Source organism: Priestia sp. GS2 (assembly GCF_036409025.1).
GTDB classification, from domain to species: domain Bacteria; phylum Bacillota; class Bacilli; order Bacillales; family Bacillaceae_H; genus Priestia; species Priestia aryabhattai_A.
In genome coordinates, this window is sequence record NZ_JAZGJX010000001.1 from 1,531,337 (window position 1) to 1,551,820 (window position 20,484).

20 protein-coding genes and 1 riboswitch are annotated in these 20,484 nt (G+C 39.0%); of the genes, 13 read left to right on the plus strand and 7 right to left on the minus strand.

Annotated elements, in window-relative coordinates:
* Positions 1-10 precede the first annotated feature (10 nt).
* From V2145_RS07935 to anmK, 3 genes are all read left to right on the plus strand, one after another.
* The gene (locus V2145_RS07935; RefSeq protein ID WP_094910249.1) at positions 11-874 is read left to right on the plus strand and encodes a MurR/RpiR family transcriptional regulator; all 864 of its coding nucleotides are present in this window, start codon (positions 11-13) and stop codon (positions 872-874) included.
* 70 nt (positions 875-944) lie between these two features.
* Positions 945-1,688 carry a GntR family transcriptional regulator gene (locus V2145_RS07940; RefSeq protein ID WP_330987504.1) on the plus strand — a complete coding sequence of 248 codons (744 nt, stop codon included), beginning with the start codon at positions 945-947 and terminating at the stop codon, positions 1,686-1,688.
* Between the two features lie 15 nt (positions 1,689-1,703).
* Entirely contained in the window at positions 1,704-2,855 is a 1,152-nt protein-coding gene (gene anmK, locus V2145_RS07945) for an anhydro-N-acetylmuramic acid kinase AnmK (protein ID WP_330987505.1), read from the plus strand.
* A 49-nt stretch (positions 2,856-2,904) separates the two neighbouring features.
* Here the strand turns inward: anmK and V2145_RS07950 are convergent, their stop codons facing one another.
* Positions 2,905-3,660 carry an SDR family NAD(P)-dependent oxidoreductase gene (locus tag V2145_RS07950; protein WP_330987506.1) on the minus strand — a complete coding sequence of 252 codons (756 nt, stop codon included), beginning with the start codon at positions 3,658-3,660 and terminating at the stop codon, positions 2,905-2,907.
* A 106-nt stretch (positions 3,661-3,766) separates the two neighbouring features.
* Here V2145_RS07950 and V2145_RS07955 point away from each other — a divergent pair, with 106 nt between their 5' ends.
* Positions 3,767-4,132, plus strand: coding sequence for a MerR family transcriptional regulator (locus V2145_RS07955; protein ID WP_330987507.1), 366 nt, complete (start codon positions 3,767-3,769; stop codon positions 4,130-4,132).
* Between the two features lie 121 nt (positions 4,133-4,253).
* Here V2145_RS07955 and V2145_RS07960 read toward each other — a convergent pair whose 3' ends face one another.
* From V2145_RS07960 to V2145_RS07970, 3 genes are all read right to left on the minus strand, one after another.
* The gene (locus V2145_RS07960; RefSeq protein WP_256993275.1) at positions 4,254-4,343 is read right to left on the minus strand and encodes a DUF6366 family protein; all 90 of its coding nucleotides are present in this window, start codon (positions 4,341-4,343) and stop codon (positions 4,254-4,256) included.
* Between the two features lie 150 nt (positions 4,344-4,493).
* Complete coding sequence (locus V2145_RS07965) at positions 4,494-4,628, minus strand: hypothetical protein (protein WP_256993274.1); 135 nt, start codon at positions 4,626-4,628, stop codon at positions 4,494-4,496.
* A gap of 135 nt (positions 4,629-4,763) precedes the next feature.
* On the minus strand, positions 4,764-6,878 hold the full coding sequence (locus V2145_RS07970) for a GDYXXLXY domain-containing protein (RefSeq protein ID WP_330987508.1): 2,115 nt from the start codon (positions 6,876-6,878) through the stop codon (positions 4,764-4,766).
* Between the two features lie 123 nt (positions 6,879-7,001).
* Here V2145_RS07970 and V2145_RS07975 point away from each other — a divergent pair, with 123 nt between their 5' ends.
* Together V2145_RS07975 and V2145_RS07980 are read left to right on the plus strand one after the other, a co-directional pair.
* Positions 7,002-8,108 carry a threonine synthase gene (locus tag V2145_RS07975; RefSeq protein WP_330987509.1) on the plus strand — a complete coding sequence of 369 codons (1,107 nt, stop codon included), beginning with the start codon at positions 7,002-7,004 and terminating at the stop codon, positions 8,106-8,108.
* Positions 8,109-8,183: 75 nt separating this feature from the next.
* A complete protein-coding gene (locus tag V2145_RS07980; protein WP_094910243.1) occupies positions 8,184-8,654 on the plus strand; it encodes a DUF523 domain-containing protein in 471 nt (156 codons plus the stop codon).
* A 283-nt stretch (positions 8,655-8,937) separates the two neighbouring features.
* Here the strand turns inward: V2145_RS07980 and V2145_RS07985 are convergent, their stop codons facing one another.
* A complete protein-coding gene (locus V2145_RS07985) occupies positions 8,938-10,440 on the minus strand; it encodes a glycosyltransferase family 2 protein (protein WP_330987510.1) in 1,503 nt (500 codons plus the stop codon).
* Between the two features lie 22 nt (positions 10,441-10,462).
* Positions 10,463-10,547: riboswitch (cyclic di-GMP riboswitch) on the minus strand.
* A gap of 184 nt (positions 10,548-10,731) precedes the next feature.
* On the opposite strand from V2145_RS07985, the gene V2145_RS07990 reads away from it, so the two are divergent.
* On the plus strand, positions 10,732-11,226 hold the full coding sequence (locus V2145_RS07990) for a hypothetical protein (protein WP_311857878.1): 495 nt from the start codon (positions 10,732-10,734) through the stop codon (positions 11,224-11,226).
* Between the two features lie 214 nt (positions 11,227-11,440).
* Here the strand turns inward: V2145_RS07990 and V2145_RS07995 are convergent, their stop codons facing one another.
* A complete protein-coding gene (locus V2145_RS07995; protein WP_330987511.1) occupies positions 11,441-12,658 on the minus strand; it encodes an MFS transporter in 1,218 nt (405 codons plus the stop codon).
* Between the two features lie 192 nt (positions 12,659-12,850).
* On the opposite strand from V2145_RS07995, the gene V2145_RS08000 reads away from it, so the two are divergent.
* The 3 genes from V2145_RS08000 to V2145_RS08010 all read left to right on the plus strand — a co-directional run bounded on the left by V2145_RS08000 (position 12,851) and on the right by V2145_RS08010 (position 16,165).
* Positions 12,851-13,723 (plus strand): LysR family transcriptional regulator, encoded by an 873-nt coding sequence (locus V2145_RS08000; protein ID WP_330987512.1) that lies wholly within the window; start codon positions 12,851-12,853, stop codon positions 13,721-13,723.
* Between the two features lie 85 nt (positions 13,724-13,808).
* Positions 13,809-14,366: a hypothetical protein gene (locus V2145_RS08005; RefSeq protein WP_094910238.1), complete on the plus strand. Its 558-nt coding sequence runs from the start codon at positions 13,809-13,811 to the stop codon at positions 14,364-14,366.
* 107 nt (positions 14,367-14,473) lie between these two features.
* Entirely contained in the window at positions 14,474-16,165 is a 1,692-nt protein-coding gene (locus tag V2145_RS08010; protein WP_330987513.1) for a TcaA NTF2-like domain-containing protein, read from the plus strand.
* A gap of 29 nt (positions 16,166-16,194) precedes the next feature.
* Here the strand turns inward: V2145_RS08010 and V2145_RS08015 are convergent, their stop codons facing one another.
* Complete coding sequence (locus tag V2145_RS08015) at positions 16,195-17,139, minus strand: EamA family transporter (RefSeq protein WP_131887781.1); 945 nt, start codon at positions 17,137-17,139, stop codon at positions 16,195-16,197.
* Positions 17,140-17,246: 107 nt separating this feature from the next.
* On the opposite strand from V2145_RS08015, the gene V2145_RS08020 reads away from it, so the two are divergent.
* The 3 genes from V2145_RS08020 to V2145_RS08030 all read left to right on the plus strand — a co-directional run bounded on the left by V2145_RS08020 (position 17,247) and on the right by V2145_RS08030 (position 20,178).
* Positions 17,247-18,131 carry an AraC family transcriptional regulator gene (locus V2145_RS08020; protein ID WP_061784949.1) on the plus strand — a complete coding sequence of 295 codons (885 nt, stop codon included), beginning with the start codon at positions 17,247-17,249 and terminating at the stop codon, positions 18,129-18,131.
* Positions 18,132-18,224: 93 nt separating this feature from the next.
* A complete protein-coding gene (locus V2145_RS08025) occupies positions 18,225-19,493 on the plus strand; it encodes a hypothetical protein (RefSeq protein ID WP_131887780.1) in 1,269 nt (422 codons plus the stop codon).
* A gap of 22 nt (positions 19,494-19,515) precedes the next feature.
* Positions 19,516-20,178 carry a hypothetical protein gene (locus V2145_RS08030; protein WP_094910233.1) on the plus strand — a complete coding sequence of 221 codons (663 nt, stop codon included), beginning with the start codon at positions 19,516-19,518 and terminating at the stop codon, positions 20,176-20,178.
* The last annotated feature ends 306 nt before the right edge of the window (positions 20,179-20,484 follow it).

Sequence of the window (20,484 nt, forward strand, 5' to 3'; positions counted from 1 at the left end):
GTGATTTGTAGTGAATGTTGTAAATGTTTTATTAAGAATTGAGAGCTCATTATACGAGCTCCCGAAATCAGAACGGAAGGTTGCACAATATATTTTAGATCATCCAGAACAAGTCGTTCGAATGACAATTCACGAGTTGGCAGCACAGGCTGATGCAAGTAGCTCAGCAGTAACAAGACTTTGTCGCTCTATTGAAATTGGAAGTTTTGCCGAATTAAAAGTATCATTATCTTCCCATATCTCCACGGATAAAAAAACAGGCTTTTATGATATAGAACCAAATGAAACGATTGATTCTATAAAAGATAAAATTGTGTCCAATTCCATACAAGTCATTCAAGAAACGGCTCTAAACTTACAGGAAAAAACTGTTTTAGAACTTATCAAAACCATTAAAGAAGCGCAGGTTATTTACGTATATGGTGTAGGAGCCTCGTGGTTAGTTGCTGAGGATATTTCTCACAAGTGGCTACGTGTTGGAAAGGTCATCAGTGCTCATCAAGACTCTCACATTACAGCAACAGCTCTTGCTTCATCCAACAAAAATGCGCTATTCTTTTGCGTATCAAATAGCGGTGAGACAAGAGAAGTTCTCCAGCTTGTAGACATTGCGAAAGAGTCGGGGATTACGACAGTGGGACTTTCACGATTTGGTCATAATACACTATCCAATAAGGTTGATATTTCACTGCACCACGTTCGGGCACCAGAAGCAAAAAATAGAAGCGCAGCCACAACGTCGTTGATTGCGCAATTCTTAACAATTGATATCTTGTTTTATGCATACGTATCGAATTACTTTGAAGATACAATTGAAGAAATACACCAGTCTAGAGATGCGGTTGCTAAATTGACGGAAAAACATAAAAAGTAAAAAAGAGTACGTTGACAATGTTGAAATCAACATTTCACAACATTACTACGTAACAAAAGGAGAGTTTCAAATGATTAATAAAAGCTCTTCTATTCCTCTCTATTATCAAATTAAAGAAATTATAAAAGAAAAAATTATTTCAAAAGAATGGAAAACAGGAAATGCTATCCCCTCTGAGAAAAAGCTTTGTGAGTTATTTTCAGTAAGTCGATTAACCGTAAGGCAAGGAATTCAAGAATTAGTGGATGAAGGGTACTTGGCAAAAGAAAGAGGAGTAGGAACATTTGTATTAGATAAAAAAATTGAACAAAAATTAGTCACGGCTACTAGCTTTACATCATTGATGCAGCAGCAAGGAAAAGTTCCTAGCAGTAATATTTTATCAATTGAGCAAATGATTCCTTCAAAGTCAGTTAAGCGTAATTTAGCGCTGGGTGAGGATTCACAAGTGATATCAATTAAGCGAATACGCTACGGAGACGACGTGCCAGTAGCCCTTGAAACAGTCTTTTTACCCGTGGAGTATAAGGACTACACGCTTGAAGCGAATATTAAAGATTCACTCCATAACTTTATTGAAAAAAATTTCAACGTAAAGATTGGTAATGTGAAACAAACAGTCGAAGCTACACTTGCAAACGAGCAGGAAGCAAATTATCTAAATTTGAAAGAGAATGCACCGTTACTGCTGATTAAAACGGTTACGTATCTTACAAACAATAAGCCTTTCGAGTACGTTATCTCTGTTTATGCTGGTGAAAGATTTAAGATATCATCACAAATAGGAGAGTTGCACACAGATCGGGTTATTTAAAAAGGAGAGATTAATGTGTATATTGTTGGTCTGATGTCTGGAACATCCTTAGATGGAATTGACGCAGCGCTTATTCATGTAGAAGGCAGCGGCATGAATACAGAATTAACTATTATTGACTTTGTCACATACCCTTTTTCGAAAGAGCTTGAACGCGAGATTAAAGCTGCTTTGTCAGTTGAAAAATCAAATGTGCAGTTAATCTGTAGCCTAAATTTTAAGCTAGGGTATGCATTTGCTGAAGCGGTAAAAAAAGTGTGTGATAAAGCAAACTTTCCTCTAGAAAAACTAGATTTAATCGGTTCACACGGCCAAACCATTTATCATCAACCTTTTAGTGAAAACAATTTGGTAGCTTCAACGCTTCAAATAGGAGAGCCTGCTATAATTGCTTATGAGACGAAGACAGCAGTTATATCTAATTTCCGTACCATGGATATGGCAGCTGGGGGGCAAGGAGCTCCGCTTGTTCCATACACAGAATACATTTTATATAGGGATAAGCAAAAAGGCAGGTTGCTTCAAAATATCGGCGGAATTGGGAACGTAACGGTTTTACCTCAAAACGCCCTGTTTGATGATATGTATGCTTTTGATACGGGACCAGGAAATATGATCATTGATGAGCTATGCCAACAGCTCTTTACTATTCCTTATGATCAAGAAGGAAAAATCGCAGCGAGCGGTAAAGTGAACGAAAAAATGTTGGGCTACTGCTTAGAGCATGATTACATGAACGTCTCTCCTCCGAAATCAACTGGTAGAGAGTTGTTTGGTAAAGAATACGTAGATAAACTGCTGGCTACATTCTCTGATGTACCACGTGAAGATATCATCGCAACTGCAACAATGTTTACAGCAAGGTCAATTGTTGACCATTATCAACGTTTTATTTTACCAAATCATGATATTGATGAAATCATTATTGGCGGTGGCGGAAGCTATAACCTTACCCTGATGAAGATGATTAAGAGTTTAGTAGGTGAAAGCATTGCCGTTTTAACACAAGAGGAAATCGGTTATTCATCCGAAGCAAAAGAAGCGGTGGCTTTTGCGCTGTTAGCGAACGAAACGTACCATAAGAATCCAAGTAATTCGCCAAAAGCAACTGGCGCAAATTATCCAGTTGTACTAGGCAACATTACGCCGGTACCTTTTGTTGATTGATCAATTATGCTAATAGAAAAGCAGCTGAATCATTCAGCTGCTTGTTTGTTTATCGCTTTCCTGCATAGGAGAAAATGGGGTTGCGAAGCTCGAATTTATACGTTTGACCGTCTACAATTCCAACGATTTTATCTCCATCGTATAGGTCTAACAAGAAGCCTGCCATTTCTTTTGCCGTGTGGTACTGAGGCACATTTCCCCTGTAGTCAAATCCTTTAGTCCCGCGAGCACGATCGGCAAACTCTGTTTCAGTAGCAGCTGGTGCTAATACCTTTGCCTGCATTTTTGCACCTTTTCCTTGAAGTTCTTGGCCAAGGCCTTCTGTAAACGCGCTTACGTAGAACTTTGTTGCACAATACGTTACGGCGTTTGGCACAATGTTATATCCACCAGCTGATGAAATGTTGAGTAGCTGCGCGCCTTCCACGTTTTCATAATCGCGAACGTACAGTGAAGATAAAATGGTCAATGCTTCAATGTTTAAGTGAAGCATTTTACCGATTTTGTTTAAGTCCTGCTCACCAACCGATGCAAAATTACCAAAGCCAGCGTTATTAATCCATGTTTCAATCTCGTACTTTTTCAAGTCTTCGTATAGCGTATACGCATTTTCTACTGTGGCTAGGTCTGCTGTATAGACCACAACATCAGCTTCTGCGTTTATATCCTTCACTGCGGTTTTTAATTCTTCAAGCTTGTCTTGGCGACGTGCAATGATAATTAAATGCTTCCCTCTTTTTGCAAATTCAAGCGCAGCTTCGTAACCAATTCCTGAGCTTGCGCCCGTAATCACTGTATATTTCATAAAAATCCTCCTTGAGATAACTAGTTTTTTAATGATAAAAAGAGTATACTGCTTAGAGTTAACTCTAAGTCAACCCGTAAATATACTTTTTTTGAGGAGCGGATATATGTACACAATTAGCCAAGTATCAGAAGAATTAAACATCAGCGCGCACACTTTACGGTATTATGAGAAAGAATCAATTATTACGCCTGATCGAAGTTCAAGCGGAGAGCGGTTATATACAGCAGACCACGTAGCGTGGCTAAAGTTTGTGATCAAGCTTAAAGAGACGAAAATGCCGCTTGCGAAAATAAGACAGTACGCGGAGCTTTTTAAAGAAGGAGAGAAGACGGCTCAGGCTCGCCTTGAACTTTTAGAGAATCATCACCTCTCGATCCAAGAGCAGCTCCAAACCTTAATTGCTACAGAAGAGATGTTAACTCATAAAATATCAACTTATAAAAAGGTGCTAGCAACGCAAAACGTGTAGAGACGTCTCTACACGTTTTCTAGCATGTATATTCGTTGTTTTTCAATGGAGATTAGTTAAGAATAATTGCGGCTATAAAGGATCCAATAAACAAACTAAGGAGTAGAGTTCCTGTGCTTTTTCAATCAGTGCCTACAGCTCCGGTTTCTGCACGGTGCATAGCGTCTCGCAGGTTTCCAGTCGGATTCTGCTTTATTTCAGTTTGACGCATCCTTTCTTAGTCATCTTCGGGAGTTTTATTACGAGTCTCTATGTATACACCTCCATTATATATCTTTTTACTATATGAAAAGCTTCATCCTAATTATCTAATATCTAGCTGAGTAAGAAGAGGTTACCCTTTATTAGCTATGCTTTTTTATCATCTTTTTCGCCAAATAAGTGCGCTAATCAGAAAAAGAACGCCCATACTAAATGCTAAGAGTGAATCCAACAGCACTTCGTTCGTTTTTGCGTAGCGAATTATTAACGTACCGCCAAATATCAGCATAATCATGAAGGAACACCTTATTAAATACGTATTGATACTCATTAACTTCACACCTTTTTATAGACTATTTTAACACAATAGGTAAAAAATAGTAAAAAAACCATTCCCTAGCCGAATGAATGCAGGGAATGGTTCTCTTGGTTATGGTGTTACCTCTACTAAAATCGCATCTCCATTTTTTCCAACCTTGATTTTAGCATGTTTTGCTTCTTGTTCTACTCTTTGACCGGTTCCTTCTGGAATAAAGTAATGCTCAATGCCATACTGGATTCCCCAGCTGTAGTACGTACCTGTTATGAGAACATCATCTTTCTTTGCTTGATAAGGAGAATTCCATTTGTCATGAGTTTTATAATGCTCTGCATACTCAAAGATCCCTTGTTCATTTTTACGAAGTACAAGCTGTATCCGTTCACCGTCTTTCACATCATCTAATTCAATTTCCGAAATCTCATAGTTCAATTCCACATAATCTCCTTGCAAAAGTGAACGCGGATCTAATGGAGCTAGCTCGAGCTTCACTTCTTTTCCACTTTGGAGAAGTAGTTCATTTTTCATAAACAATCCCCCAAGAATCACAAGCTGTAAAGCAATGATAAATAAGATTCTTTTTTTATGTTGATCGATAAAAGAAGGCTGTTGCTTTTCCACAGAGTCAAACTTATAGCTAAATGCAACAAATAATGCACCTAATAGTAAAAGCGCGAACGATTTATCAAGAAGGTCCCAGAGGTAATCATAATACTTTGTTCCTAAAAAGATAAACCAAAAAACCATCGAAACCGTAAACTCAAATTTTTTACCGCTGCGCACGCTTTTAAAGAGAAATACCGTAGAAAACACAAAGAACAAGATGCTGTAGGTTATGTTTAAAGTAGGTGAATTCACGCTTCCAATAAGGGAAAGTGAAAAGATAAACGTAAGCAAAAGCGAGCTTCTTTTAAAAGGTAAGGAAGCTGTCAAACAATACACGATGACATTTAACAGAATAAGCGCAATTAAAACGTAATCAAATTGAATGGCTTCGTAATAAGTTGTTGGTAGTTTAATAAGTATCAACAGCTGAGCAAGCGTGTAGATGGCTACGCGCAAGGATGTTTGTTTAGCAAACCACATAAGTGAAACAAAGAGTGCTAGATAGATAAAAAACAGCACATCGTATACAAAGAATGCGGACACCCCACTTATTAAAAATCCCGTCATAAAAAGGGTATACTTAACGGTTGGAATAGCTGCTTTAATAAAGAAAAACGAAAGCATAATGGCTGTTCCAATCAGCATCATGAAGTTTTGTGAATACTCTCCGCTAAAGAGCGTTACAAGCCCACCGATAGATATGCTACCTAAAATAGAAGCGATTGCCGTAATTCCTATGATAATAATTTGTTTAATTACACGCAGCGATCTTTGCTGAGCATTGGTGTGGTGAGAAAGCCAGTTAATGAACCAAACGCTAGCTGCAACAAATAAAAACACAAATCCAAGTACCAAAAATAAGGTGAGTTCACTGTAGTTGTCAAACAGATACCACAAAACTTGCTGAACAACGAGCAGTGCAGCAGCAACGATTGAAATTCCTAGCAATCCTTTATGTGATTGCACTTTTGAAAAATAAAACAGTGACACAATTAATAGAACGATGTAAGCAATCAAAACGCTTACGCTTAACACAGTATAATTTGGCTGTGAAATGCTTAAAAAGATAAAGTGAATGATAGTAAAAGCAGCGTACATTACAATAGTTGACTTTACATGTTGCTTTTTTACGAATAGAAAGATAAGTGCGTTCACAAATGCCATTGTAAGGTAAAGAAAAATTTCTTCATTTTCTGTTCGCTGGAAAACGGCAGTAGGTGAAATATAAAAGTACATGGTGAGCTGAAGTAAAAGAAACGAAAGAACATAAAATGGCTGATATTTTGTAAGTAAACTAAATAGGACAGTCGGTAAAAACCAAATGAAAAATAACCAATAAGCGTCCGCATGCGTGTTATAGATTTGGCCGACGAGCGCAGTACTTAAACCGAATGAAATAGAACCAGCAACAAGTAGCCAATGACTAAGAAACGCTTGATGAGGTAACAGCATTCTACCAATGAAGCCACTTCCATAAAATAGCAGCATCATGGCTATGCTCAAGGCGATTTTTGTATAGCGGTCAAACCCTTGCCAGTTTGATGCAAAGAAATACAGTATTCCTGCCAATAGTAACGAAATACCTAGTAAATAACCAAGCTTTACAAGGTTTTGTCTCATAAAATCTCCCCTTTTTTTCGCCTATATTACTATATACTAGCGCGGTAAGAAAAATTTGACAACAAGCGAGAAATTTTTCTGCTATTGTATAATATAGGTAGTTAAATGAAAGGAGAGATTTTCATGAATGAAGCTTACATATGCAGTGATTGTCATCAGACGTACCCCGTAAAGGACATGCCATGGAAGTGCAAGTGTGGGGGAGTGTTGGATTTGCTAAAAGAAAAGGTAGTCTTTCAACATACAAGCGTTCATCATCAGTTGCCAACGATGTGGCGCTATGTTGATGCACTACCTTTTTCAAAAGCAGCAGACACCTGGAAGCAAGTAACGATGGGAGAAGGGAATACGCCGCTTATTTGCTTGGAACCAAACGCACCCAATACGTATGTGAAAGTTGACTACATGATGCCTACACTCTCTTTTAAAGATCGCGGAGCAGCGGTATTGATTGCAAAAGCAAAAGAGCTAAAGGTAGAAAGTGTCATTGCTGATAGCAGCGGAAATGCTGGAACAGCCATTGCAGCCTACGCCCAAAGAGCCGGCATTGCCTGTGATATTTTTCTTTCAAGTAGTACGTCTCCAAAAAAGGTGGCGCAAATAAAAGCTCACGGAGCGCGTATACGAGAAGTAAGCGGAACGAGAGAAGATGTTGCTGCAGCTGCTCAGAAGGCAGTTCACGATGAAGGGAAATTCTACGCAAGTCATGTGTATAATCCCTATTTCTATGAAGGTACTAAAACATATGCGTACGAAATTTGGGAGCAGCTAAACGGAGCGCCAGACACACTCATTGTGCCGGTTGGAAACGGAACGCTGCTTCTAGGTGCATACTATGGGTTTAATGAGCTAAAAGACAACGGATTAATAGAAAAAGTACCTAAAATTGTCGCTGTACAAGCCAAAAACTGTTCTCCAATTCACCAAGCATTTAACAGAGGAGAAAAAGCAGCCACTCCAATCTCAGGACAGCCTACTTTAGCAGAAGGAATCGCTATTGCTGCTCCTGCTCGCTCTAAGCAAATTTTATCAGCTATTCGAGATACAGGTGGGGACGTTATTAGTGTAAGTGAAAAAGATATTCAAAAAGCAAGAACGTTGCTTGCTGAAAAAGGATTTTACGTTGAGCCAACGACAGCTGCGAATTATGCTGGGTATTTGCGATATGATTGTGAATCAGCAGAGAAAGTCGTGATTCCGCTTTGCGGAGCGGGGATTAAAGTGACGTAAGGAATAAAAGGTTTTAAGCTGAATAGAAAAAAGAACAAACTCTAGAACGAGATTGAAAGAATTGGAGGAAGACAGATGATTTTAGTCAGCTCATGCCTAGCAGGAATGCCGGTGCGGTATAACGGTACGTCTTGTGAACAGTCAGTCATACAATCGTTGATTCACGCGAAAAAAGCCGTTCCTGTCTGTCCAGAGCTTTTAGGAGGTTTTACCACGCCGCGCGAACCAGCTGAAATTGTTGGAGGAAGCGGTGAAGATGTGTTAGACGGAACGGCGAGCGTAATTGAAAAGTCGGGTAGGGACGTGACGAGTTTATACATAAAAGGAGCTTACCAAACACTTAAAATAGCAAAAGAGCTAAACGCAACTGTCGTGGTGTTAAAAGAAAGCAGCCCTTCATGTGGAAGTTCGATGATCTACAACGGCGTGTTTCAAGGTACACAAGTTGTAGGAATGGGAGTGACAACAGCTTTGTTAAGAAGACATTCCATTGAAGTGTTTTCAGAAGAGGAGTATAAAGTACTACTTGGCACCAGTTCAAGTTAAATATGCATGAAAAGTGAGGAGTCCATGTGCGCAAAAGTAAAAAATTCTATACAGTAGCCATCATGATTTTTGGAGTTTTCGTAATAGCAGTTACTTTAAATTTTCAATCATTTATACATGCAAAAAATATGTGTATCCAAGATGATAAAGAGCCGCTAGCAGAGAAAACATTTTTGGCATTCAATTGGTCCGTAGCTTGCCAAGAGTAGAATGATATGTAAATTACAAAAAAGCCCAGTAACAATAAACTGGGCTTTTTACCATAATGATGTTTCACGAGTACTTATGCTTCAATTCGCTTTCTAAGCGTCCAAATTTGATAAATCATATAAAGGGATTGATAAATAGTTAGGTAGGTTAATAAAATCCATCCATTCATTAAATATGGATAGATTGATTGTTGTACAGGTGTTGATGTAAGAAAATCTCTAAAATAGATACATAACATTACAACAAATGCTATAAATAGGCATAAACTTAGTAAGCCTTGTGTTAACTTACTTTTCGTTTTCCCGTTTTCAGCAGCATACTGGTTTGCCCAGCCGTCTTTTTTAGTTGCTGCAAGGCGTTCTATCCATACTTGATTAAAGGTAACGAGATTGACCCAAAGATAAATTTCAGGGCTGATTAATAAGCCAGATAAAATAACGTCAATGGGTCGATGCATTGGGGTTTTCAGAGCTAAAATAACATTTAAAATAGAAGCTAGACCAATAGGAATAGCCCATATCCAAGTCCAATAAAATTGGTCTGTTGCCAGCGCTACCGCCAGCAAAAGTACAAATAAAAGGCGAATGAGCAAATCACTAAGCGTTTTTAGCTGTGAGCGCCATAGCTTACCTTTATGTCGTGTTTTAACACCTAAGTTAGAATTAGTAAGCAGATCAACGGTTCCTGACTTCCATTTGTTTCGCTGTTCACGAAACGTATGGTAGGAGCGCATGGAGTCAACAAAGCATCTGGCAGAAGGGCTAATTAACGTTTTCCAATTTGCTTTTTGAAGCTGCCAAGTTAACAGCATATCTTCAACATCACTATCATTTTGCCAAGGACCATCGAGGTTATTTTGTTCAACAACTGTTTGTAAAGCTTCAGGTCGAAATAATGTTGCTTGTCCTCCCAATACGTACGTACTTCCACCATGATATTGCAAATCTAAAAGCCAGCTAGCCATGTCCTGCTTTTGTTGATGGGTCCACCAACGAGTAAGTGGGCCACCGTATTCACCACTTGCTAACTTTTGCTCATATTGAACATCGTCTTTAGACAGCTGGCTTTTCTTTTTGGGCATGCGCATTGTATATTTTGCCATTACACCACCAATATTTCGAGATGTCATCAAATCTTCCCAAAGGTTAATAAGGGCTTGCGGAGCCAGACGACTGTCTGCATCCATCCCTAATATCGCTTTAATGGATTCTTTATACAGCTGTTGATAAGTTGTGAGAGTTTTAGAATACAAGTCAAGCGTATCACCGTAAATACGTTTCCAAGCTGTGTTCAGTGCACCAACTTTGCGTTGTTTATTATTTTCCGTAATAAGAACTTTAACGTTTAAATTAAAGTCTTTAGCAGCTTGTTCTGCACGTTCTTTTGTGCGGTCGGTGCAGTTATCAGCAATTACAAATACATCCAAGTCTACTCGATTAGGTAAAAGTTGATCTCCTAATCCTTCCAAACAATCTCGGATTGACTTTTCTTCATTGTGAGCTGGAATAAAAGCTACAATTCGAGGCTTCATGTACGAAGCGCCAATACTTCCTGTACGCATGCTTTCGCTGTTCATCGTTAATACCCCTCCAACGGTATCAGGAAACCCAGCCATCATAGCTATTAAGCGTTAGATCTGAGGTTTTGCGTCCTAACCTTTCGATTAGTTTGCCTTTGGCTGAAAAATAAAAGTTTGTTTTCTTTCAAGAACAAAAATGAAGATTAAATACCTATATAAAGAATACTTTTTCTAGATTCTATCATAAAAATAGGTAAATATACCTTATATTAATTCGACAAATCATGCTATATTTCCCGAAATTATATGGTAGAATATTCAATATAATAAAAAAGTAGGTGTTTCTCTATGTATACAAGTGAACAGCACGCTTCTCACATCCAGCGTGAGCTTGAAAAGTATTCACAGTCAGTTGTGAATGAGCTAAGGAAGGTGACTCAATTTACCTTCCATTCAGAAATCGATCTGCTCGACTTTACTGCTTTTCCACAGGTATTGGATTTGTCCATTACGATGTTTTCGATGGACCGTGATGCAAATGAAGTGTTTGGAGAAGAGTGCAGAAGCGATGAGTTTGCTGGAAGCTTTACGATTAGTGAAGAAGTAAACTACAATTATCTATTGGAAGAGGAAGAAGACGCATTTTGGGAGTTTTATGAGGAGAACGAAGAGGTTGAAGAAGCAGAACATAAGGCTATTGCAAGCTGGTTTTATAGCTGTTGGTTAGAAGCGGGTGGTTCTTCTATTAAGCTTCCAAGTTACTTTAGCTTCCACGACCACGACCTTTGCTTGGACTTGCATCAAAACAAGTGGATTTCCGACGGTGATAAATGGTTTGAGTAAAGAGGAAAAATCTGCTACTTTATTGTATAAAAAGTGATTATGAAATCGTTCGATACTTTTATTATCTGAGGTGTGAAGCGGAAAAGAAGGTAGTCACTTTACAAAGCACTAAGCTTTCTCAAAGAAATTTAATTTTCTTATATGAAACCATAGCAAACGGAAAAAGCTCTGTGAATCACTATGACAGAGCTTTTTACTGTTTATAGCACCTTCTCTAATAGCTTTCATTTGCTTTTACAAGAACAGACGATTTGACGTTTACTTTTGATAAGCAAGCGGTTAATATTCCGGCAGTTAGTATAAATCCGCCAATCATTCCGATGACGCCGTGCCAGCCGTAGTGGGACCAGAATATTCCGCCTAAGGTCCCGCCAACGCTTGACCCCGTATAGTATAAAAATAAATATAGAGATGAGGCTTGTGCTTTGTTGCGCAGGGCTCGCTGTCCTACCCAGCTGCTAGCGATGGAATGAGCGCCGAAAAAGCCAAAAGTAAAGAGGCCGATACCGATAATTTTTAATAGTAAGTGGCTCTCTAAAGTAAGGCAGACACCTGCAAACGCAACGAGTAGATTAATCAGCAGAATTGGCTGTTTACCGTGGTGATCAATGAGCTTTCCGTTCCAAATTGAACTGAATGTTCCAATCATCATGATAATAAAAATCCAGCTGATAACGGATTCGCTGAGTCCGTAAGGCTTAGCGGTTAGCACGTAGCCAATGTAATTGAACAAAGCAACATTGCTTCCTAATAGTAAAAAGCCAATGCAAAATAAAAAGAGTAAGCCAGGGTCTTTTAAGTGATCAATTAGTGACTTTCCTAAGCTGATGACATTGAGGCTACGCGGTGTAAAGTGTGTAGAATGAGGGAGGCTGCGCCAAAAAAGAACCGTAGCAATTAAGCTAATAATGCCAATTAATCCAATGGAGAAATGCCAGCCTGCTGCGTCGTTGACAACTCCTGAAATGACACGCCCCGCTACGGCTCCAATGGCGTTTCCGCTAATGTATAAGCCCATGGCTGCACCTAAGCTTTTTCTTTCAATCTCTTCGCCAAGATAAGCCATTGCAACGGCCGGTAAGCCTGCTAAAGCAATTCCAACGAGTGCACGAAATACTAGTAACACATAAAAATTAGGACTAAAAGCTGTTAAAATGCAAAGTGCAGAAGCAGCAAACATTGAATAAACCATCACAGATTTTCGGCCCCATACTTCAGAAAGAGAACCAAAGACAAGCATACTGATGGCGAGGGTAATAGTTGTGATGGATAGCGACAAGCTTGCGATAGTCGGTGAAATATCAAATTCGTTTGTAAACGTTACCATTAAGGGCTGAGCGCAATAAAGAATGGCAAAAGTATTGAAGCCAGCTGCAAAAAATGCAAAGCTCATTTTGCGAAACGTTTTTGTTCCCTGCTTAATATAGCTCATACTGTCATCACTTGTTCATGATCATATTCTCCACACATATTTTATCCATCCTTTTGATTATTAATTTCGTTTCTATAGCTATAGGAGAATTTCTCTCCTGTATATCCTATCACTTCTGATATATAATGTATAATGCATAGTTATCATAATTTTGATGCATTTATGTAATGAATGGGAGAGGTGGCAAACGAGTTGGAATGGCAGCAGTTTGAATATTTCCAGACTTTAGCACGCTTACAGCATATGACAAAAGCAGCGAAGGAGCTTTCGATTACACAACCTGCTTTAAGCAGGTCGCTAGCTCGGTTTGAAGAAGAAATCGGTGTTTCGCTCTTTGAACGACAAGGGCGATCTATTCGCTTAAATCAGTACGGTGAAATTCTATTAAAAAGCGTTACAAATATGATGAACGAATTTGAGAAAGGAAAGCAAGAAATTCAGCATTTACTTGACCCTGAACAAGGACAGGTTTCTCTAGGTTTTCTACATACGCTGAGTATCAACCTTATACCCGATTTGCTTGTGGAGTTCCGAAGGAAGTATCCCAAAGTCAACTTTTCACTTCGACAGAGCCCAACGCACATTCTACTAGAACAGCTGGAGAAAGGAGAGTTAGACATTTGCTTAATCTCTCCCATGGGTATTAAAGAACCCGTAGTGTGGAAAGAGCTTTGGAGAGAAGAGTTATTTGCGATTGTGCCGACGAACCATGCTTTTGCTAAAAAAGAAGCTATTACGATTGAAGAGCTAGTAGAAGAGCCGTTTATTCATTTGAAAAAAGGATTTAGTCTACGCGTCACAGTTGAACAGTGTCTACATGAAGTGGGCGTGAATCCTCATGTAACTTTTGAAGGAGAAGAAGCTGACACGGTTGCGGGTCTTGTTGCTGCGGGTCTTGGCGTATCAATTTTGCCAGATTTAAAAGGAGTAGATCAAAGTCATATCGTGAAAATTCCTATTCGCTATCCAAAATGTGAACGTCTTATCGGTCTAGCTTGGGTTGAAGGAAGATATATTTCACCAGCCGTGCAGAACTTCAAAGAGTTTATATTAAAAACGTTTTAGCCGTCTATCAATAAATAAAATCCCTTCTTTACGCATATACATGGGTATTAAAAGAGTGTGCCAAGCTATAAAGGAGGGATTTTACATGTCAACAGTTCCAATACCTCTTTATAAAAAATGGTGGTTTCTTGCGCTGATGCTTGCGCTAACGATTGTCTTTTTATTTTGTTCTGCACTTATTATTACGAGTTATCAAAAAATTTCACTGCTAGAAGAAGAGGTTACTGAGCTGACAGAAGAAAAGAAAGAAGTCCTCGCAGAAAAAAATCAGGCTGTAAAACAGCTTGAACATGTAAAAATGAAGCTGTCTGAACTTGAGGATAAGCTCGTAGGTCAAACAGAAACTAGTCAGAATACGCCAACTGCTTTTTCAGCTACGCTTACGAATCCGATTGTTTCGCTAGATGAAAAAGAAGTCGAGCAAGCGGTTTATCAAGCTGCCCAAGAGAAATACCCTAAGAACAAAACGATGCAGGAGCACGCGGTTAAAGAACAGCTTGAAAGCTATGAGTATTTAAAAGAATACGAAATTACTTCACAGTTTGAGCTAAACCACCTGCATGATGCGATGAAGGCCCATCCAGATGATTTTACCGCGATGCAAATGGTATTTGAAGAAGAGTTAAAAGCTTATGAATATTAATGTCGAGATGCTATGCGGATTATCGTATAGCTATTTTTGTCTGGAAATCTCGTGAAATTCCTGTATAGTGATAGTAGAAAATATTGAATTAACAGGTGAATAACTACATGAGCACAATGAAATGGAACGAAGCAGCTTATGAGATGCTGCAAAAATGGCTGAATTTATATAACGAAAAAGAACCGCTGCGTTCACGCCATTTACATAATGTAAAGGACAAGCTTCATCAACTGACGGAAGAAGCGTTTATATTAGAGGTTTCAAAAGAGCTGAACGCGGTTTACAAAGTAGTAAAAGCAGAGCGCAAGCAGTATGACATGACTAACTTAGAGTTCTTAGTGACGACTTTGCTTTCAACAGAGTATCCAGCTTTTCTGGAAGCGCGCAGTCAAAACTTGCGCCGAGTAGAGAAGTTAAAACAACTGCATACAGAGATACTAACTCTGTTTGAAACAAACATTAACACATCGTCTGACATGACCAGCTTGTTCAATCGTTATTTCGATGTTATGTCAGCATATGGTCAAACAAACAAGCTAGCGAATCTTGAAGCGAAGTGCGCAGAATATTTGCCAGCGTTTATGGCTTTTTATCAAAAGCGTGAAGGGTTAAAAGAAAATGCTTTAACTGTTCAAAAGCAAGAAAGTGAACTGCTTGAAGAATGGAATCAGCTCCGAAAAAAGCAGTACGTGACAAAGCAAACAGCAACTGGTTTTCGTACGAAGCAGCACGAGTACAATGAAAGTCTTCGTCGTCTTATCGTCGCAAATAAACAGCTCATAGAAATCGACTTACCTGGTTTGAAGAACAGTTTTGCGAATCTTGAAGCTAATATGAAAGCATACGCTATCGAGGCGCTGCGGGCTATTGAAAAAGAAATTAATGAAATAATAGACGATAGCGAGCGTTCTCAACAACAGCTACAAAAACAAATCGAGAGAGTAACCTACGTCGAAGAAATGGATTCTCACTATAAATGGTTATCATCATTTATGGACGCTTCGCGAACGTTTTTTCACGGAAAAGAAATTGAAGCATTCGACCAAGTAGCAGATCTTTACCGAAGCTCAGCTATTACTGAATTTATTGAAGTTGCTAAAGAAGTACAAATGCTTACCGGGCCGGAACCTATGTCAGCTGCTTCTCTTCCTTCTTATTTTGCTAGTTTGCAAGTGAAAGAAGAAAAGCTAAGCGTTCCAGCTACAGCCGACTATCCGGTTCTGGAAAAGCAGCAAAAAACAAAGCGAACGTTTCCCTTTTTCGTAGGGGCAGTTCTTGCAATTGTGCTCATTTTTATTGTGTATATGAATTTTGGCCGCGGGGTTACGGATGATAATACTGCACCAGCTATGACAGAAAAAGCAGAGGCAAAAGATAAGCAATCAGCAGAAAATGAACCAAAGCCTGTAAAAGACGTGAGTGAAACAGAGATTCACAACTTTGTAGGGTCTTATAAAGCCGCTTATTTTTCAAGCTTAAACAGCGGCGACTTTAGCGGAATGGCACCTTATATCGATGAAGATGCGCAAGTGTATAGTGATTTAGAAGCGTATATTACGTCTTTAGCTGGAAAAAACGTGTCGTTTGCCAATGATCAACTGCTTGTTAGTAAAGTTGAAAAGACGGGTGAAGGTAAGTATTCGGTGTATGCAACAGAAGAGTACACGTTTACTGATTCGTATGATGCCAGTACGAAGTTTGTAAAGAATCGAATCTATCGCGTGGAGCTAAAAGGTGAAGATAAGCTTAAAATTAAAAGTATTGAAACCACCAAAGACGTTCAAACACCAGTTGAATAAACTATAGAGAAAGATCCTCCTCTCATCATTTAAGAGATTTTGAGAGGGGGATTTTCTTGTTCAAGCGTTTTTGCTTTAGGAGCTTTTTGAAGCGTAAGTAAAAAAACAACGCCAAAGATACAAGCAGCTCCCAGCCACTGAAAGAACCCAAACGGCTGCTGAAGCCAAAAGACCGTTGTCAATACAGCAGCAAGAGGCTCCAGACTTCCTAGCAAACTTGTTTCTTTTGGAGGGAGGCTATCTAAGCTTTTAATATACAGCCAAAACGCCAGCATCGTTCCAAAGATGATGACAAAGAGCAAGTAGCCGTACGCAGCAAACGTAAATGTATCAAAATGAGCTTCCCAAGGCGCTCGAATAAAGCTAAGCGCAACTCCGCCAACCACCATTGACCATCCAACAACAACCAAAGAGTCAAATCGTTTAAGAAGCCGAACTGCATACAGCGTATAAAAAGCGGAGCATACCGCAGAAAGCAGTCCCCATACGATGGCTAGATAGGGCACAGAAAGCGTTGAGAGCGACCCGTTTGTAAGAAGGAAGAAGCATCCGGTTAAAGCTAATAAAAGGATCGTTCCGTCTTGTCTAGTAAAACGCATTTGTCTTCGAAACAGCAAGTATACAATAATAATGACGGGTGCTAAATATTGAAGCAGCGTTGCGACGGCTGCATTTCCATGATGAATAGCTGCCATATACGTATACTGCACGCCAAGCATGCCCAATATGCTATAAGTGACGAGCTGAAGAGCCGTCTGCTTTTCTTTCCAAATGAAAAGGACTTCCCGGCGATTTTTACCAAAGCAGCTTAAAAGTAAAAGCAGCAATCCGGCTAGTAATAAACGCGTGGTCACTAGCCAGTTGACGTCAATTTCATAGTCTTGAAACAGCTTTTTTGTTACTGTTCCTCCAATTCCCCAAAACGTTGCGCCCACAATCACGAATAATAAGCCAGCACGTCGATTAGATTTCATTTGATTTCCTACCTTTACAAAATATCATGATAGTATAATCATAAAGAGAAAAAACGCGTATTTATATTCAAATCGAGCTTAAAAATATAAAAATATTGAGGTGGGCTATGAAGTTTAAGCAGTTTTTAATCAATGAACAAAACTTAAAAGAGCTAACGAAGCACTACACGGGAGCGCTGCCGATTGCTTGCTATGAGACGACAATACTAGAACACGCCAGCGGTTACATTCCGCTTCACTGGCACGATGAAATTCAGCTCATCTACGTTTTAAAAGGAGAAGCGATTTTTCAAGTGAACGAAGAAAAAATTAAGCTGCGTAGCGGGGATGGACTCTTTATTAACAGCGGCTGCTTGCATATGGCAGAAGATCTCAAGAAAACGGGCTGCGTGTATATTTGTTTAAACGTGCTTCCGCATCTTTTTTTACCTCAAGAGCTCTATACAACTTACGTTTTGCCTTACGTTCAATCCACCAATTTATCGTATGTATTGATTGATGGAAGCAAAGAGTGGAGCAGAGCTATTCAACAAGCTTTATTTGTCATTCGCAAGCTTGTGCAAACGAAAGAACCGCTGTTTGAAATTGAGATTACGGCTAATCTTATTAAGGTTTGGAAACAGCTCTTGGTTCACGCTTTTCAGAAGCAGTACGTGTACACAGAAGAAGTGAAAAATCAGCGCATAAAAGCTATGTTGACGTGGGTGCATATGAACTATAGCGAAAAAATTACTCTCGATGATATTGCAGCATCCGGTCAAATAAGCCGATCTGAGTGCTGCCGCTATTTTAAACGGATGCTAGACGTTACGCCGCTTCAGTACGTGATGAAGTATCGCATTCAAAAAAGTATTCTGCTCTTAAAGCAAGAGGAAAAAAGCATTACGGACGTAGCCTTTGAAGTGGGATTTAACAGCACCAGCTACTTTATTGATCAGTTTAAAAAAATGATGGGAATGACGCCACTTGCTTATCGGAAAGGGAAGCTCTAAAAGTGTTTGTGGAAAATAATTGTAAAAAATGCGTTTCTCCCTTATCATAGTGGGTAAATCTACCAAACTATGGAATAGGATAAGGAGAATCAAATGAAATCAAGAATAAATGAACTCATTCAACATACAAAAGAAAAATTGGGCTTGCAAGACTACTATTTATATCGTTCAGACGTTAGGCGCAGTGCTACTATTCTAGGAGACACCATCTATACACTTTCAATGGAATGGTTTCCGAATTATGAAAAAGACTTGTTAGATGAAGACCTTAATCCTGACGGGACAGCTGTTGTCGAAGTCAACCTTCATACAGGCCAGTTTACAAGCGTCATTTTTGTTAGCGGGATTTCTTATGCTGAAGGTGTCAAGCTTTCGATTGAAGACTCGAATGCTGTTGTTCGTTGGATTGAGAGCGAAACGGGACTTCAAGAAGGCACTCATTTTGTATTTCATAAGCGTGAGGACAAGAGAATGTCCTTTAGAAAAATCCTAAACGGTGTTTCCGTATCGCCATCTGGATCTATTGAAGTTGAAGTGGATGAAGCGGGGAATTTAACGTTTTTCTCAATCTACGGAGACTTTTCAAAGAAAGAGACGTTTAACAGAGAAAAGTATGAGCTTACTCTACCGCAAGTGAAGCACATTGTGGCTGAGCAGCTAAAGTTAGCTGAATTTCCAAATATGGAGACGGAAAAAATGACGCCTGCTTATGCAATTGAAGAAGTATACATACGAAATCGCGATTTGTCGCTGATACCGTTTCAATTAGTCGAAGATGAAAGATCACATGTTGACGTTCATAAAATAATTGAATGGAGCCACGCTATTGATAAAGCGTTTCAGCGTAAAGAAATAAACGCAACAGAGAGTCTTTCACAGAATCAAATAGAAAATCAAGAACCGCATCCTGATTTAAGAAAAATAACGGAGAAAGAGATTAAAAATAGTGTGGTAGCGGTTCAGCAATTTTTGGCACAAGTATATAGCAGCGATTCTGGGAAATGGGTTTTACAATCTCTAAGCCGCTCTGAGGGCTATTTGCTTGCAAAACTACAAGCAAAGCATGAAGCTGAACAGGTGTTTAAAAGACAACTTAAACTATTTATTCATTCCAATACATATGAAGTCTTAAACTATATGGACAATAAGTCTTTTATTGACTTGTATTTAGCATTTAGAGCAGCGGATAAAGTAATAATAACGAAACAAGAAGCCTTAAAGAGGCTTCGCGACTTCATGATACTGACGCCATGTTATGTTTATGACCGCAAACAAGGAAGGTACGTTCTTTGCGGAAAGCTAGACTGCCATTACGCTGTAAATGCTATAACTGGAGAAGTCGTTTCACTTGATGATCTGTAACAACAGGAGGTAAGGGTATACAATGCGTTTAAATTTAAAAAGATTCACGGCTTTACTGATAGTAACGTTGAGCCTCACAGCTTGTCAAAGCGTAAACGAACAGGAAGAAACGCAACCGGAAGCGACAACAGAAGAACAAATAAAAGCAAGAGCACTCCAAGATGAATTTACGCGCAGCATGCTGAAATCCGCACAGGAAACGGAAAAAGGATACTATACGCTTGAATCCAAAACGGGGGAGTATGAGATGTTGTTTCCGGCTGATGGGGAAATTAGTAGCGGCAGTTATACTAACAATCAAGGTGTAAATGAAGCTTTTATGGCTGGAGTGTTATATGAAGATAAAACTCAGGCAAGAATCAAAGTACAATTTAATCAAAAACAATCTAACGACGAAACGGGCATTCAATATGCACAGAAATTTCTTAAGAAAAATTTAGGTATTGAAGATGAATTTAAAAATATTGAGAAAAATGGTAATACGTTCTATTTAGCTCCTTTTCAATCAGAAAATGGTTATTATGGATATGGCGCATACATATACGACACGAGTAGAGATGTGGGAGGAATTGAATTTATCTACACAACAGAGTGTAGAGAGTCTTTCAGTCCCTGTAGCCCTAGCAATCAAGAAGTCATGAAGAAAGTTGAAAAAGTACTTTCATCTGTGGAATTTAAGAAGTAGGCATAAAAACAAGGCTTTCACGTTCTGTCACTTCTAATGATGATTTATACAAAAGTAAGGGGAGCGAAGATCCTTGTAAAGAACGTGTTAATATACCAAAAGGGATTTTTGCTTTATCAGGAGCAATCGCAAAATCAGATGTCTATTTATTAGCACCCAAGATTGAAATGCCCGTTTTTATCATACATGGAGCGGATGACTATTCAACAAGTTATCAAGAAGCCAAACGATTTTATGAAAAACTAGACGCTTCTTCAAAAAAAGCTATTCTCTTTTAACACCTGTGCATACTGTCCCTTTATAGAA

Excerpts from the sequence above, each read along its gene's own strand:
- V2145_RS07980 (WP_094910243.1), top strand. The coding sequence starts at position 8,184 with ATGATTTTAGTCAGCTCATGCCTAGCAGGAATGCCGGTGCGGTATAAC.
- V2145_RS07975 (WP_330987509.1), top strand. The coding sequence starts at position 7,002 with ATGAATGAAGCTTACATATGCAGTGATTGTCATCAGACGTACCCCGTA.
- V2145_RS08030 (WP_094910233.1), top strand. The coding sequence starts at position 19,516 with ATGCGTTTAAATTTAAAAAGATTCACGGCTTTACTGATAGTAACGTTG.
- V2145_RS08015 (WP_131887781.1), bottom strand. The coding sequence starts at position 17,139 with ATGAAATCTAATCGACGTGCTGGCTTATTATTCGTGATTGTGGGCGCA.
- V2145_RS07990 (WP_311857878.1), top strand. The coding sequence starts at position 10,732 with ATGTATACAAGTGAACAGCACGCTTCTCACATCCAGCGTGAGCTTGAA.
- V2145_RS08025 (WP_131887780.1), top strand. The coding sequence starts at position 18,225 with ATGAAATCAAGAATAAATGAACTCATTCAACATACAAAAGAAAAATTG.
- V2145_RS07940 (WP_330987504.1), top strand. The coding sequence starts at position 945 with ATGATTAATAAAAGCTCTTCTATTCCTCTCTATTATCAAATTAAAGAA.
- V2145_RS07985 (WP_330987510.1), bottom strand. The coding sequence starts at position 10,440 with ATGAACAGCGAAAGCATGCGTACAGGAAGTATTGGCGCTTCGTACATG.
- V2145_RS07970 (WP_330987508.1), bottom strand. The coding sequence starts at position 6,878 with ATGAGACAAAACCTTGTAAAGCTTGGTTATTTACTAGGTATTTCGTTA.
- V2145_RS07955 (WP_330987507.1), top strand. The coding sequence starts at position 3,767 with ATGTACACAATTAGCCAAGTATCAGAAGAATTAAACATCAGCGCGCAC.
- V2145_RS08010 (WP_330987513.1), top strand. The coding sequence starts at position 14,474 with ATGAGCACAATGAAATGGAACGAAGCAGCTTATGAGATGCTGCAAAAA.
- V2145_RS07965 (WP_256993274.1), bottom strand. The coding sequence starts at position 4,628 with ATGATTATGCTGATATTTGGCGGTACGTTAATAATTCGCTACGCAAAA.
- V2145_RS08020 (WP_061784949.1), top strand. The coding sequence starts at position 17,247 with ATGAAGTTTAAGCAGTTTTTAATCAATGAACAAAACTTAAAAGAGCTA.
- V2145_RS07995 (WP_330987511.1), bottom strand. The coding sequence starts at position 12,658 with ATGAGCTATATTAAGCAGGGAACAAAAACGTTTCGCAAAATGAGCTTT.
- V2145_RS07950 (WP_330987506.1), bottom strand. The coding sequence starts at position 3,660 with ATGAAATATACAGTGATTACGGGCGCAAGCTCAGGAATTGGTTACGAA.
- V2145_RS07960 (WP_256993275.1), bottom strand. The coding sequence starts at position 4,343 with ATGCGTCAAACTGAAATAAAGCAGAATCCGACTGGAAACCTGCGAGAC.
- V2145_RS08005 (WP_094910238.1), top strand. The coding sequence starts at position 13,809 with ATGTCAACAGTTCCAATACCTCTTTATAAAAAATGGTGGTTTCTTGCG.